Source organism: Halomonas sp. IOP_31, assembly GCF_021151495.1.
Lineage (GTDB): Bacteria > Pseudomonadota > Gammaproteobacteria > Pseudomonadales > Halomonadaceae > Modicisalibacter > Modicisalibacter zincidurans.
Genome location: NZ_JAIRBP010000001.1, coordinates 211,987 through 225,163, shown reverse-complemented (window position 1 = coordinate 225,163; position 13,177 = coordinate 211,987). Strand labels below are relative to the sequence as shown.

The 13,177-nt window shown below is 55.4% G+C and carries 11 protein-coding genes; 5 read left to right on the top strand and 6 right to left on the bottom strand.

The window, feature by feature from the left end; translation table 11 throughout:
- The first annotated feature begins 29 nt into the window (after nt 1-29).
- The 4 genes from K7I12_RS01210 (at nt 30) to K7I12_RS01195 (ending at nt 4,183) form a co-directional block, all read left to right on the top strand.
- Nucleotides 30-926 (top strand): glycosyltransferase, encoded by an 897-nt coding sequence (locus K7I12_RS01210; protein ID WP_231662726.1) that lies wholly within the window; start codon nt 30-32, stop codon nt 924-926.
- Between the two features lie 50 nt (nt 927-976).
- Nucleotides 977-1,975: a UDP-glucuronic acid decarboxylase family protein gene (locus K7I12_RS01205; protein WP_231662724.1), complete on the top strand. Its 999-nt coding sequence runs from the start codon at nt 977-979 to the stop codon at nt 1,973-1,975.
- Nucleotides 1,976-2,169: 194 nt separating this feature from the next.
- The gene (locus K7I12_RS01200) at nt 2,170-3,024 is read left to right on the top strand and encodes a hypothetical protein (RefSeq protein WP_231662723.1); all 855 of its coding nucleotides are present in this window, start codon (nt 2,170-2,172) and stop codon (nt 3,022-3,024) included.
- A 106-nt stretch (nt 3,025-3,130) separates the two neighbouring features.
- A complete protein-coding gene (locus K7I12_RS01195; RefSeq protein WP_231662722.1) occupies nt 3,131-4,183 on the top strand; it encodes a glycosyltransferase family 2 protein in 1,053 nt (350 codons plus the stop codon).
- Nucleotides 4,184-4,239: 56 nt separating this feature from the next.
- On the opposite strand, the gene rfbC is transcribed toward K7I12_RS01195, so the two are convergent.
- The 6 genes from rfbC to K7I12_RS01165 are packed head-to-tail and all read right to left on the bottom strand — an operon-like array spanning nt 4,240 to nt 11,496.
- The gene (rfbC, locus tag K7I12_RS01190; protein WP_231662721.1) at nt 4,240-4,788 is read right to left on the bottom strand and encodes a dTDP-4-dehydrorhamnose 3,5-epimerase; all 549 of its coding nucleotides are present in this window, start codon (nt 4,786-4,788) and stop codon (nt 4,240-4,242) included.
- A gap of 36 nt (nt 4,789-4,824) precedes the next feature.
- The gene (locus K7I12_RS01185) at nt 4,825-6,141 is read right to left on the bottom strand and encodes an NAD(P)H-dependent oxidoreductase (RefSeq protein ID WP_231662720.1); all 1,317 of its coding nucleotides are present in this window, start codon (nt 6,139-6,141) and stop codon (nt 4,825-4,827) included.
- Between the two features lie 24 nt (nt 6,142-6,165).
- Nucleotides 6,166-6,942 carry a glucose-1-phosphate cytidylyltransferase gene (gene rfbF, locus K7I12_RS01180; RefSeq protein ID WP_231662719.1) on the bottom strand — a complete coding sequence of 259 codons (777 nt, stop codon included), beginning with the start codon at nt 6,940-6,942 and terminating at the stop codon, nt 6,166-6,168.
- Nucleotides 6,939-8,144, bottom strand: a complete 1,206-nt coding sequence (locus K7I12_RS01175; protein ID WP_231662717.1) for an NAD-dependent epimerase/dehydratase family protein — start codon at nt 8,142-8,144, stop codon at nt 6,939-6,941. Before K7I12_RS01175 ends, rfbF begins: the two co-directional genes overlap by 4 nt.
- The gene (gene tviB, locus K7I12_RS01170) at nt 8,141-9,427 is read right to left on the bottom strand and encodes a Vi polysaccharide biosynthesis UDP-N-acetylglucosamine C-6 dehydrogenase TviB (protein WP_442908009.1); all 1,287 of its coding nucleotides are present in this window, start codon (nt 9,425-9,427) and stop codon (nt 8,141-8,143) included. Before tviB ends, K7I12_RS01175 begins: the two co-directional genes overlap by 4 nt.
- Before the next feature lie 23 nt (nt 9,428-9,450).
- Complete coding sequence (locus K7I12_RS01165; protein ID WP_231662714.1) at nt 9,451-11,496, bottom strand: polysaccharide biosynthesis protein; 2,046 nt, start codon at nt 11,494-11,496, stop codon at nt 9,451-9,453.
- A gap of 539 nt (nt 11,497-12,035) precedes the next feature.
- On the opposite strand from K7I12_RS01165, the gene K7I12_RS01160 reads away from it, so the two are divergent.
- The gene (locus K7I12_RS01160; protein WP_331460567.1) at nt 12,036-13,172 is read left to right on the top strand and encodes an SDR family oxidoreductase; all 1,137 of its coding nucleotides are present in this window, start codon (nt 12,036-12,038) and stop codon (nt 13,170-13,172) included.
- The last annotated feature ends 5 nt before the right edge of the window (nt 13,173-13,177 follow it).

The window sequence follows — 13,177 nt, the reverse complement described above, 5'->3', positions numbered from 1 at the left end:
TTTTATTTTTCCTAAAAAGGACATAGAAAATGCCTAAATTCTCTGTGGTTATCCCTACATTTAATCGTTCAGAGGCTCTCCAGCGTGCAATAAACTCGGTACTGAATCAAACCTTTTCCGACCTAGAAGTTATTGTCGTCGACGATGGCTCAACGGACGATACAGAAGAACTTGTTAAGGGCACAAAAGACAGGCGGTTAAAATATTATTGGATGCAAAATTCAGGGGGACCTGCGACCCCAAGGAATAGGGGGATAGAGGAAGCCTCTGGTGAATGGGTTTGCCTGCTTGATTCTGATGATTTTTGGTATCCGGAAAAATTGGAAGAAGTGGCAAAACTTACTGATAGGTGCCCTGAGCTAGACGCTGTTTACCATGGAATAGTTAATAGGAAAAAAGGGAGGCGTCCTCTGAAGATTGCTCGAGGGGTCACACCTGACTTTTATAAAGAGCTCTTGGTAAATGGAAACAGGTGTCCCACATCTTCGATGTCAATTAAGCGAAGCTTTATAATTAATAAGGGGCTCAGGTTCGATGAGTCTTCGGAATTTCGTGTGGTTGAGGATTACGATTTTTGGATGAAATTGGCAAATGCAGGAGCGAACTTTTCCTTCATAGACAAAATTCTCGGGGAATATTTGCTTGGTGATGAAAATATTAGTAGTGATTTTAGTAAGCAAAGGATGAATTCGCTATGTGTGCTGAAGTTTCATGTGTTTGAAGTACAGAGCTTCGAAGAGAACAAGGAGAAATTATGGAGAAATTTGAGAGCTAGGCATTATGCTCGTCTTGCGGCTAATGATCTTAAGAGCGGGAGAGTACTCCTTTCTATAAATAATGCTGCTAGGTCAATAGCGCTGTCGCCAAAACATTTATATTTGCGCTTTTTGCGTACCCTTGAAAATAGATTGTCAACTAGCGGGTGACTTTATGTGGTTGGCAATTGTAAACAAAAGCTTTATAAGGATATGAGCACATGAAGAGAAGGATTTTAGTTACAGGTGGTGCGGGATTTCTTGGTTCACACTTATGCGAGCGTTTGTTAGATAATGGTGACGATGTGCTTTGTGTCGATAACTTCTTTACCGGAAGGAAAGAAAACATCTCGCACTTGTTGCACAATCCTTATTTCGAACTTTTGCGCCATGATATCACGTTCTCTTTGTATGTCGAAGTAGATCAGATCTATAACCTGGCGTGCCCGGCCAGCCCGGTGCACTACCAGCTCGACCCTGTTCAGACCACCAAGACCAGTGTGCATGGCGCGATCAATATGCTGGGACTCGCCAAGCGCACCAAAGCAAGAATCTTTCAGGCCTCGACCAGCGAGGTCTACGGCGATCCGCAGGTGCATCCACAACCCGAATCATACTGGGGCAAGGTGAACCCGATTGGGATACGAAGCTGTTATGACGAGGGCAAGCGCTGCGCGGAAACCCTGTTCTTCGATTATCATCGCCAGCACGCTGTCGACATCAAGGTTGCACGCATTTTTAATACGTATGGCCCACGCATGCATCCCAGTGATGGACGCGTGGTCAGCAATTTCATTGTCCAGGCGCTGCAAGGACGCGACATCACCATCTACGGTGACGGTAGTCAGACCCGCAGTTTCTGCTATGTCGACGATCTAATCGAAGGTATCGTGCGTTTGATGAATACGGAGCAAGGAATTACCGGCCCCATCAACTTAGGGAATTGCGGCGAATTTACCATGCTGGAGCTGGCGGAAAAGGTGATTAGGCTGACCAACAGCAGCAGTAAGCTGGTATTCAAGCCACTGCCACCAGACGATCCCCGGCAACGCTGTCCGGATATCGCGTTGGCCAAAGAGAAACTGACTTGGCAGCCTTCCGTATCGCTGGAGGAGGGTTTGAAGAAAAGCATCGAATACTTTGAAGGGCTCAGCGATAGCCAAGGCGACCTGGACGGGCTGTTGAATTTCCACCGGCGCTCTGCCCAGCTGTCAAGCTAGGACGTCTGGGGTGGTTCTCAAGGTTTTTTGAAAATAATCTTAGAGCGGGGCTTCTATGCTGCCTGGTTAGCATAAATAATCTAGGGGGTGAGGTTTTGCATGTTAAAAAATTGGCTAGACAGCTATTGCCACTTACTGTCAAGCAGTACATTAGTAATAAGCTGCGTAACGCTGGCTATGAGAAGAGGCAGCAAATGCCTCCTCTGGATCTCCGTGGGCTGCTGGACTCGCCTTTCGAAGCGTTGAGTAGAGCGAATTATCAGCCTGTGCTGGTAGATATACCGCTGGATCGTTGTCGTGGACTAGACTTGATGGCTTTTTCATGTTCAAACGACTCTAACCATCCATTTATTACTACTCTATGCGACTATCTTTCTGGCGATGCAAGAAGTTATAGCGAGTCGAAATTAAGAGGATATTATGCGCGTTTTAATCCTAGGAGTAGTGCGCAATATATGGGGTTAGTTGGAGAGTGCGATGACATGTTCGCTGACTCCCCTTTATATGCTTTAGCACCTTGGCTTGGGGTCTTGTCCAAGTCGCAAAGAAATCATATAATAAAATTTATGCGCAGTGATGGTAAAGAACATGGAGCAACTAAATTTAATAAAAATGACTGCATTTTCTTCGGACCTATTTCGCGTTCCAGAGGCGAACTCGAGTTCAATCGACTTATCAAACTAGTTAAGCCGATGGCAGAACAAGGCTATATTAGAAACGATAACCGAGATGGGGATATCACCGGGTCTCTATTGATTAGAGATCAAGAATATTCTATTTTGGTAGGTCGTGGTCAGCACCGTATATGCTCATTAGCCGCAAACGGAAATACAAGGGCTCCGATACGAATATTGCCTGATAAATACAATGTTATTGATCGCAAGGAATCTAAGTCATGGCCTGGTGTGCAACATGGCATGTTTTCCGTGAATCAGGCCGAGGAATTATTTGATCGAGTCTTCGAAGGTCGGCAGCCAGATGCTTATTATAATTGTGGCTTGGTTGAGGCTGACAGCAAAGTTGAGCTTCGATCTTTTATATTTTCATGACCGAAAAATTTCAGCACCTATTTTAGCTAACTCTATAAATAAAAATCAAACAACGAGAAACGCCAAGTAATCATTCGCCAATCCATGATTTGGCTAAGGGGAACTTATGCACCAAGTCTACGCTGTAATCCTGACTTACAATCGCAAGGAATTGCTGAAGCGCTGTCTGGATGCCATCTATTCACAAACGCGGCCCTGTGGCGGTGTCATTGTGGTTGATAATGCCAGTCACGATGGCACTCAGCAGCAATTGCTGGAAGCCAATTACCCCAATCTCAAGGTTTATGTGCTGTCGCGTAATATTGGCGCTTCGGGCGGGTTCAATGCCGGCTTTCGCCTCGCGTATCAGAATGGTGCCGATTTTGTCTGGATGATGGATGATGATGTTATCCCAAAGTCAGATGCATTGCAGCATTTGCTGGCGGCTGATGAGCGGCTGAGCCGCATGGATGCCGATCGAACATTTTTGCTCTCCATGGCTCTCACAGAAAGTGGCTCTGTCACCGATCCTCCCGCTTTGAATTTAAAAACTAATAGTATAGGCTGTCCGAATTGGCCGGAAATGGTCGAATATGGCATGGTGCCGGTACAGCACACCACTTTCGTCTCGATTCTAGTGCCTCGCTCGACCTTGGCGGATCATGGCTTGCCCATTACCTCGATGTTTATTTGGGGCGAGGATACGGAATATACCTTAAGGATTACGCAGGACAAACCCGGTTTCCTCGTTGGGGCGAGTAAGGTGTTGCATTTACGTCATGAAAGTGGGCCACTCAATATTATTACAGAGAATGACCCTTTACGAATTAAATATTACCAGTATTTTGTAAGGAATAGAGTATTTATTACCCGCAAATATTTTGGTAAATATCGCGCACTGATTCATGTTTGCAAATTTTTATTTACGGTGCTTAGACTTTTGCGTAGGGGGCTTTTTCGAAAGGCCGGCATCGTGATTAAGGGAATCATGGAGAGTATCTTTTTCTTTCCCGCTACTGAGCCCGTCGAGGCTCCCATCGAGGCACTGGGAGCCTCGATCCTATTGCTGGAAAAGCCTCACTGCGTCGCCAAAAAAGCTATCGTTTCAGAAGCCGCCTCCGATACTTTGGCGGAGGTGGAACTCTCATCAAGCTTCTCTGAACTTGGAAAACTTCGGTGATGATACCCTGAGAGAGTGTTTCACCCGTAGTGTCGTCGTGTGGCGCTGGAACGCCTTCAATAGAGCGCTGCCGTATGTTCGGCAATCAAGGGCCAGTTCGCATCCTTGTCGGAGAGGACGGTGGCGGGAAGGGGCCATGCGATGCCCAGACGCTCGTCACTGTATCTCAAGCCCCGTTCGGCCTGGGGATGGTAGGATGCACTGACCAGGTAGCTGACCTCTACCTCGTCGTTCAGCGTCTGGAAGGCATGGGCGAAGCCGGGCGGCACATACAGCTGGTGACGATTGTTGCTGGTGAGTTCGAACATCTGATGGTGCAGGTAGGTGGAAGAATCTTCTCGCAAGTCGACGATGACGTCGACGATCGCTCCGCGCAGGCAGCGCACCAGCTTGGCTTCGGCGTAGGGTTGCAATTGATAATGCAGGCCCCGAAGGGTTCCTCGCTGGGCGGAGAACGAGGTGTTCTGCTGCACGAATTCGCCGATCAGACCGTGCCTGGCGAATTCATCCCGGCACATGGTCCTGGCGAAGAAGCCGCGTTCGTCGCCGTGCGGCTCGAGTTCGATCAGCCAGGCATCATTCAGGCTCGTTGGGTGAAAGATCATCTTCTCTCCGAAAGATATCGTTCGATGTCTGCGGTTTCACGCGAACATCCCTTCCTGCTCGGCATATAGCCGATCGACCAGACGTCCGTCCGGTATGCTTACGTCGTCGAACGTGAGCGGGACGTCCTTTTCCACCGGTCGAGTCAGCCGGCAGCCGAGGGCCAATCCGATCGGCAGCAGGTTTTCCCGGCGCACGGCATCCATGTTCTCGGCGACGCCGTAGACCTCGAAGCCGCCAAGGTCATCGATCGTCTCGCCGGCGGATAACGCCTTCTTGGCCATGGCGACCACGCCGACCCGTGGCCCCCCTTGCGGGGTGAGTACGGGATCGTCGAACAGCACGGCGCGAGCGACGGACGTGGGTACCTCGAAATGGCAGAGATGGTAAGGGGTATAGAAGCAGTAATAGGGCCCCTTGCCCATCTTGTAGAGCTCCAGGTAGTGCCGTTGCCGGGGGTGCTCGAGAACGCCGAGGACGAAGACGCCGGGGCCGGGGCGCGCACCCACGACGTAGTCGACCAGTCCTGGCCCCGTCGGGTCCAGGTAGGGTTCGAAGGCCGCTACCGTCTGCTCGACGGGGACTGGTGGGGCGCCGGGATCGCCGCCGGAGAAATCGGGACCGAGCATGCCGCGACGGGCCACCTGCATTCCGGTGGCGTTGGCGACGATGGCCTGTTCGAAGGAAATCTTCGTGCCATCCGCGAAGGATGCCACCATGGCGGGCTTCTGTCCCCAGCGCTTGGCGAAGGCCTCCTGGGTGGCCGGGGTGCGGTAGGGATCGTGCAACCCTTTGATGTTGCCGCAGAGTACCGGTTTCACGCCCAGGCCGGACGCGAATCGCTGAAGGTTCATCTGCACGCCGGGCTGGTCGCCATCGGAAAAGGTGTAGATGACTCCCGCCGCATCGGCTTTCGCCTTGAGGATAGGGCCGATGGTGCCATCGAGCTCGGCATTCATCTGGATGACGTGCTTGCTGCCCTCCAGGGCGGCCAGAACGGCATGCGCGGCGAACTCGATCGAGCCGGTCGCCTCGATGATCGCATCCAGCCCCTCGGCGCGGGCGAGGGCGATGGCGTCCTGGGTGGCGGCCGGTTGGCCTGCGGCGATCGCGGCCTCCAGCTCGCCTTGCGTATCGCAGCCGACCGGCTCTAGCCCAGTCTGGGCATAGACGTCGGCCGCGGCCTCGACGTTGCGGTTGGCGATGGCGCAAAGGCGCATGCCCGGGGTTGCAGTGACGATCTGTAGAGCGATTCCACTTGCCTGGAAACCGGCGCCGATCATGCCCACGCGGATCGGATTGCCCTCGGCCTGACGCTTGGCGAGGGCGGTATCGACGATGATCAATTCAGACATCTCCAATGGGAAAAGCGATCGGCTTCAATCCTTCCAGAGCTTCCAGGGAGCGCCTTCCGTCCAGGCCGCTTCCAGAACCATCCTGTCGCGCAGCGAATCCATGCTTTGCCAGTAGCCGTTGTGATGGAAGTATCCCAACTTGTCGAGCTCGACCATTCGCTCCATAGGCTCGTTCTCCCACGTGGTCTGGCTGCCGTCGATCAGCTCGAAGACCTCCGGCTCGCAGACGAAGAACCCCCCGTTGATCAAACCGCCATCCGTTACGCCTTTCTCGCGGAAGCCTGCGACGTGAGTCGATTTTTCCTTCAGGCGCAGCGCACCGTAACGCCCGGGTTGGGTGACGGCGGTGAGCGTGCACCAGCAATTCGACGCGCGATGGACCTCGACCAACGCCGTGATGTCCACGTCGCTTACCCCGTCGCCATAAGTCAGGCAGAAGGGCGCGTTCTTCAATAGAGGCATGGCCTTCTTGAGCCTGCCGCCGGTCATGGTATCGCTACCGGTATCGAGGACGGTGACCCTCCAATCCTCGCCCACGCTCTGCAGCCACTCGATGTTGCCGGTCTTCAGGTCGATGGTGTAATCGGTCTGGCGGCCGCGATAGTTGAGAAAGTAGTCACGAATGTAGTCGACCTTGTAGCCGCCCAGGACGACGAAGTCGTTGAAGCCGTGGTGAGCGTAGATCTTCATGATATGCCAGAGGATCGGCCGACCGCCGACCTCCACCATCGGCTTGGGGCGAATCGCCGTTTCCTCGCTCAATCGCGTCCCGAAACCACCCGCGAAGATTACCACCTTCATGATCGTTCCCCTTGAACTAGGAATGGACGACAGACACCCGGAATGGGCGAGAGGACGAGGTCCCTGTCGTATCGATGGTTCGCCTGAGTGTTCCGCCAGTGAAGATCTTCCGTCAGGCGGCCCTCGTCGATATGCCGCTGCAGGGCATGTAGACGCATGAATGGCGATGCCCGGAACCGGGTATCGGTGAAGTTCATACGCTTGAGCCCCTTGATCAGGCCGTCGATCGATTGGGAGAGCGTCATTTGCGGTTGGTGTTGGGGTGCCAGCCTGGCGAACAGGCCGAAATCCACCCGGTAGGAGCGACTATCCACGGGAGCGTCGGTATTGATCTCCACGGTCGTTCCCGGCACGGCGTCGGCAACGGCGAAGGCAAGGTCGCGTACTTGGTGGTTGCGTTCGCTCGATCCCGTATTGACGCTCAATACGCGTCCGCCATTCTTGGCCTGGCGTTGTAGTGCCCAGTCGATGGCCCTGGCCATGTCGGTCACGTCGATCAAGGGCCGCCATGGCGTGCCATCGCTGAGTACGCTGATCTCTCCTTGACTGAGCGCGCCGGCGACGAAATCGTTGAGCACCAGATCCAGACGCAGGCGGTCGGACATGCCGCAGGCCGTCGCGAAGCGCAGGCTGGTGATGATCATGTCCCCTTCGAGGGTCGCGAGCGCTTCCTCGGCGTGCACCTTGGACTTGGCGTAATCCGTGATGGGCGCCACCGCATCGGTCTCGCAGCGAGGCGCTCCCAGGGCGACACCGTAGATGCTGCAACTGGAGGCAAAGACGAAATGGCGCACGCCCGCCAGCGCCGCGGCCCGAGCGATGGAAACGCTGGCGTGATGGTTGATCTCCGCCGTGGCCGTGGCAAAGCGACTGCCCATCGGGTCATTGGAAATGGCGGCCAACTGGACCACCGCGGTATAGCCTTCGAGCATCTTGGCCGAAATGGAGCGGCTGTCGCCGAAGAACTGTCGTTCGAGATAGCGTTCGGGGAGCGTATGCGCCCCGGTCAGGCAGTGCGCGAAATACGCGGTGTCGTAGCCATGCAGGATGGCCGAAGGGTGACGTGCGGCCAGTTCCCGAACGACCGCGGGGCCGACGTAGCCCATGTTTCCGATAATTAGAATTTTCATGGTTCTTGGTGCTTTTATTGAAATAAGGATATTGAAATAAGGAATGCAACTTTGCGTATTCGTGCGCTTCACAGCCTCAGGTCGGCCCCACCCCGGGGCAGGGCGTACTTCAGGTCGTAGAGTACGTGCGATGGCTTGCCCCAGGCGCGTAGACGCTGCACGCCTAAATCGCAGAACTCGCGGTGGGCCACGGCCAGAATCACGGCATCGTAGGCGCCGTCCTGTGGCTGATCCACCGGGCGGATGCCGTACTCATGCACTGCGTCGTCCTTGTTGGCGCGTGGGTCGTAGACGTCCACCGCGACGTTGTAGTCGGCCAGCTCCTTGAGAATGTCCACCACCCGTGTGTTGCGCAGGTCCGGGCAGTTCTCCTTGAAGGTTAGCCCCAGCACCAGCACTCGCGCTCCTTGTACATGGATGCGCTGCTTGACCATCTGCTTGACGAGCTGGCTGGCGACATAGGCACCCATACCGTCGTTGATGCGCCGCCCCGAAAGGATGACTTCGGGGTGATAACCGACCTGCTGAGCCTTGTGCGTCAGGTAGTAGGGGTCGACACCGATGCAGTGGCCGCCGACCAGGCCGGGGCGGAAGGGTAGAAAGTTCCACTTGGTGCCGGCGGCCTGCAGCACTTCCTCGGTATCGATACCCAGGCGATTGAAGATCACCGCCAATTCGTTGATCAGAGCGATATTCACGTCGCGCTGGGTGTTCTCGATCACCTTGGCGGCTTCCGCCACGCGGATAGAACTGGCCCTGAAGGTGCCGGCCTCGATCACCAGGGAATAGAGTTCGTCGACGAACGCCGCCACCTGGGGGGTCGAGCCCGAAGTCACCTTCTTGATGGAGGTGACGCGATGCTCCTTGTCGCCCGGGTTGATGCGCTCGGGACTATACCCGGCGAAGAAATCGACGTTGTAGGTCAGACCGGAGATCCGCTCGATCACCGGGATGCAGTCCTCCTCGGTGGCGCCGGGATAGACCGTCGATTCATAGATCACGACATCGCCCTTGGCAATGACCTTGCCCAGCGTCTCGCTGGCCTTGAGTAGTGGCGTAAGATCGGGGCAATGACGGTCGTCAATCGGGGTCGGCACAGTGACGATGTATACGTTGCACTCGCGTAGCCGGTCGAGATCGCTGGAGAAGCTTAGTTGCGATGCCTGAGAGAGCAGTTCCGGCTCGACCTCCAATGTCATGTCGATCCCCGCGTTCAGCTGATCGAGGCGCTGGGTATTGTTGTCGAAGCCCAGGGTGGGGAACTTCTTGCCGAACTCTACCGCCAGGGGCAGACCCACATAGCCTAGGCCGATGATGCCCAGGCGTACCTCTTCCACTCCGAATTTCATATCCATTGGTCTCGAGTCCAGGCAATGTTTCACGGTCGGGGTTGACATTGGCGTGCCCCGGCTAACCATTTCGACGATGATGCGACCGGTCGTAAGAACCCGACCGATTCATCTTTGATTTCCGGTTCTGGCTCTGCCCGGGGCTCTGGCAGCGGAATCACCTGGCTGGGCGCAGAGAAGGCGGCCTCGTGTTCCAGCCACACCAGGTCCGCTATTGGTCCTTCGGGGTGGTAGGCGGCGGGCGCTTCCAGCAGCAGATTGCGGATGAGGTCATGTCGCCCGCTCAAGATGGCGGCATGCAGGCGCTGCAAGTAGCCCTCGAGCTTGGCCCATTCCCAGTAAGTTTCTCGCGCGGCCATGATGCGTGGATGGTCGGTCTCGGTGACGCCATCGCCGATCAGCAACTCTTCATAGAGCTTTTCGCCGGGGCGCAGCCCGGTATAGACGACTTCGATATCGCCCTCCGGGGTCTCCGCGCTCTTCACCTCGAGGCCGGACAGGCGCACCATGTGGACGGCTAGGTCACTGATCCTCACCGGCTCGCCCATGTCGAGGACGAAGACGTCGCCACCACGACCCATGGCGCCGGACTGGATCACCAGTTGGGCGGCTTCGGGAATGGTCATGAAATAGCGGGTGATGTCGGGATGGGTCACGGTAATCGGCCCCCCTTCCTTGATCTGGCGACGGAACAGCGGCACCACGGAGCCGGACGAGCCGAGCACGTTGCCGAAGCGGACCATGCAGAAGCGCGTGGCATCCTGGAGCTCGGCGAGCGCCTGGCATGTCAGTTCGGCCAGACGTTTGGTGGTGCCCATGACGTTGGTGGGACGTACCGCCTTGTCTGAGGACACCAGGACGAAGGTTTCCACCCCGCAATCGATCGCCGCCTGCGCGGTTTCCAAGGTGCCGAAGACATTGTTGCGAATGCCTTCCACCGTGTTGTGCTCGACCATGGGCACGTGCTTGTAGGCTGCGGCATGGTAGATGGTCTGTACGCCAAAGGTGCGTAGAACAACATCGAGGCGCTGGCGCTGCTGTACCGAACCGAGCAGTGCCTTGATCGACACTGACACGCCTGCGCCTTGGGCAAGACACAGCAGTTCATTCTCTATGCGATACAGCGAGTATTCGCAGACTTCGAGCAGGAGCAGCTGGCGCGGTCGCTGCTGCAGAACCTGTCGGCAGAGCTCGGAACCGATCGATCCGCCCGCGCCGGTCACGAGTACGACTTTGTCGCGGATGTTGGCGTCCAGCAGCGTCTGGTTCGGTGGCACCGGGTCGCGTCCCAGCAGATCCTCCACCGTGACATCGCGGATCTCGTTGATGCGCGCGCGTCCGGCAATGACGTCATCCATTGCAGGAACGGTCTGGACCGGTATTGCCAAGGGTTCCAGCCGCTTCAGGATTTCCCGTCGGCGCGTTCGGGGCGCGCTGGGAATGGCCAGCAGGACGCGCTTGACGCCGTAATCCCTGATCAGCCGGGGCAACTCGACGGGTGAGTAGACCCGAAGTCCCTCAACATAGGTGGCGTGCATGCCGCGCCAGTCGTCAATGAAGCCTACCGGCGCGTATTCGCAACCATGGCGCAGGGAGGCGACCAATTGGGAGCCGGCGGCGCCGGCGCCATAAATCACGATGCGGGTCTTGTGTCGCATCAAGCTGCGAAGGTACAGGCTACGCATAAAGACGCGAACGCCGCCTATGGCCAGCAGGGCGAGCATGGCATAGATGACGGGCAGCGAGGCGGGAGTTGGCAGACCCAGCAAATAACCGGAAATACCCAGCGCCACTGCGGAGCTCACCACGCCGACGAAAATCGCCTGCATGGCCTTCTGACTCATGTAGCGAATCACCGCACGATAAAAACCCAGGCGCGCGAAAATGGCCAGGCTCACCGGCACCGTAATCAGTAGCACCAGCCAGGTGCGTAACTCATAAACGAGTAACCAGCTATCCAGGCGCAACAACAGCGCCATGAAAAAGCTTGCTATAAGTAAATTGGTGTCCACCAGGAGTTGTATCAGGCGCTTGTACCTTCGCGGCAGGCGAAATATGCGGTGAAATAGAAGCATCGTGGCATTCCCTTTGAACAAAACGTCTGTTACAGATAAAAAACCAAGACGAAAGATGACGCCTGGCGACTACATGGAACAAAATGAGCACCATCACTTTTGAGACAGCTTACATGAAGTCCAGTCGTTCGGTACCTCGAATTCTTGGCTGAGAAAGACGTTCCTTTACCGATGCTCTGATGCCTGGCATTACTTTTTTCCTTTTTACGAGTATCTTGGTCTAATCCGCTGTGTCAGCAATTTTATTGAGATTTCAGTCTTCTGGTTGTGAGTTTTTTAATGGTCTTGCATAACGCATTCAGGACTTGCTGTTCGCCTCGGTTGCTGTCTTTAAAATAACAATGGGCTGGCGGGAAGTTTTTTTCTATCATGTTTCTTAACGTAGCGTTCTTGCTCAAGAGTAAAAGGTAAAATTGTAATTCCCAAGCTGAAATTTCTCAATTGAAAGAGCGGGTGTTGTATTAGGTTCTTAACATGGCGCTAGTGAGTTGCTAATTGATTTGCCTGGAAGTTTCGACTGCCTGGGGCGGGAGGTTGGGGTGGGAGGCGTAGTTATTTGGGGTGATATAAGTGAACAACATGCAATCAATGGATCAGTGACTATGGCTAATTATGAACGACTCCAGATAGACTTGGTTCAGAATCCGCGCACCTGGCTAATCAGCGGCGTGGCGGGCTTCATTGGTTCCAATCTTTTGGAGACGCTACTCAGGCTCGACCAGACCGTCATAGGCCTGGATAACTTCGCCACCGGCCATCGGCGTAACCTCGACGAGGTCCGTGATCTAGTCAGCGCCGAGCAATGGGCTCGCTTCAAGCTTCACGCAGGGGACATACGCGAACCGGACGATTGCCGGCGGGTGATGGCGGGGGTCGACCATGTGCTGCACCAGGCAGCGCTCGGCTCGGTGCCTCGTTCGCTGAAGGACCCGCTGACCTCCAATGCCGTCAATATAGACGGCTTTCTCAATATGCTGATGGCGGCAAGGGACGCGAAGGTGAAGAGCTTCGTCTATGCCGCGTCGAGCTCCAGCTATGGCGATCATCCTGGTCTGCCCAAGGTGGAAGAGGTGATCGGCAAGCCGCTTTCACCTTACGCGGTGACCAAGTATGTCAACGAGCTGTACGCAGAGGTGTTCGCACGCTGCTATGGCTGCAAGACCGTCGGCCTGCGTTACTTCAATGTCTTCGGGCCGAGGCAGGACCCCAATGGCGCGTATGCGGCCGTCATTCCCAAGTGGACTGCGTCGATGCTCACCGGGGAAACGGTCTACATCAATGGCGACGGCGAAACCAGCCGTGATTTTTGCTTCGTCGCCAATGCCGTTCAGGCCAATCTCCTGGCTTCGCTCTCCGACGATGACATTCGAGGCGAAGTGTTCAATGTCGCAGTCAATGCGCGGACCACGCTCAACGATCTGTTCCTGCATCTGCGCAACGCGCTGTCCGAGCATGGCATTCACTATGAGCGACCACCGGTCTGCCGTGATTTTCGTCCCGCTGACGTGCGCCACTCCCAGGCGGATATCAGCAAGGCATCCGAGATGCTCGGCTACGCGCCGAGCCACGTCATTGCCGAAGGAATCCACGAGGCGATGCCCTGGTATGTCGCGTTCTTTCGCAAGGCACCCCTGAGCACTAATAGCCGCCAGGTTTCCAGCGACTGGCTCCAATAGCAGGG

What these genes read in the sequence shown, in the direction of transcription:
- rfbC (WP_231662721.1), bottom strand. Translation starts at nt 4,788, where the DNA reads ATGATCTTTCACCCAACGAGCCTGAATGATGCCTGGCTGATCGAACTC.
- K7I12_RS01165 (WP_231662714.1), bottom strand. Translation starts at nt 11,496, where the DNA reads ATGCTTCTATTTCACCGCATATTTCGCCTGCCGCGAAGGTACAAGCGC.
- K7I12_RS01195 (WP_231662722.1), top strand. Translation starts at nt 3,131, where the DNA reads ATGCACCAAGTCTACGCTGTAATCCTGACTTACAATCGCAAGGAATTG.
- tviB (WP_442908009.1), bottom strand. Translation starts at nt 9,427, where the DNA reads ATGGATATGAAATTCGGAGTGGAAGAGGTACGCCTGGGCATCATCGGC.
- K7I12_RS01205 (WP_231662724.1), top strand. Translation starts at nt 977, where the DNA reads ATGAAGAGAAGGATTTTAGTTACAGGTGGTGCGGGATTTCTTGGTTCA.
- K7I12_RS01200 (WP_231662723.1), top strand. Translation starts at nt 2,170, where the DNA reads ATGCCTCCTCTGGATCTCCGTGGGCTGCTGGACTCGCCTTTCGAAGCG.
- K7I12_RS01185 (WP_231662720.1), bottom strand. Translation starts at nt 6,141, where the DNA reads ATGTCTGAATTGATCATCGTCGATACCGCCCTCGCCAAGCGTCAGGCC.
- K7I12_RS01210 (WP_231662726.1), top strand. Translation starts at nt 30, where the DNA reads ATGCCTAAATTCTCTGTGGTTATCCCTACATTTAATCGTTCAGAGGCT.
- rfbF (WP_231662719.1), bottom strand. Translation starts at nt 6,942, where the DNA reads ATGAAGGTGGTAATCTTCGCGGGTGGTTTCGGGACGCGATTGAGCGAG.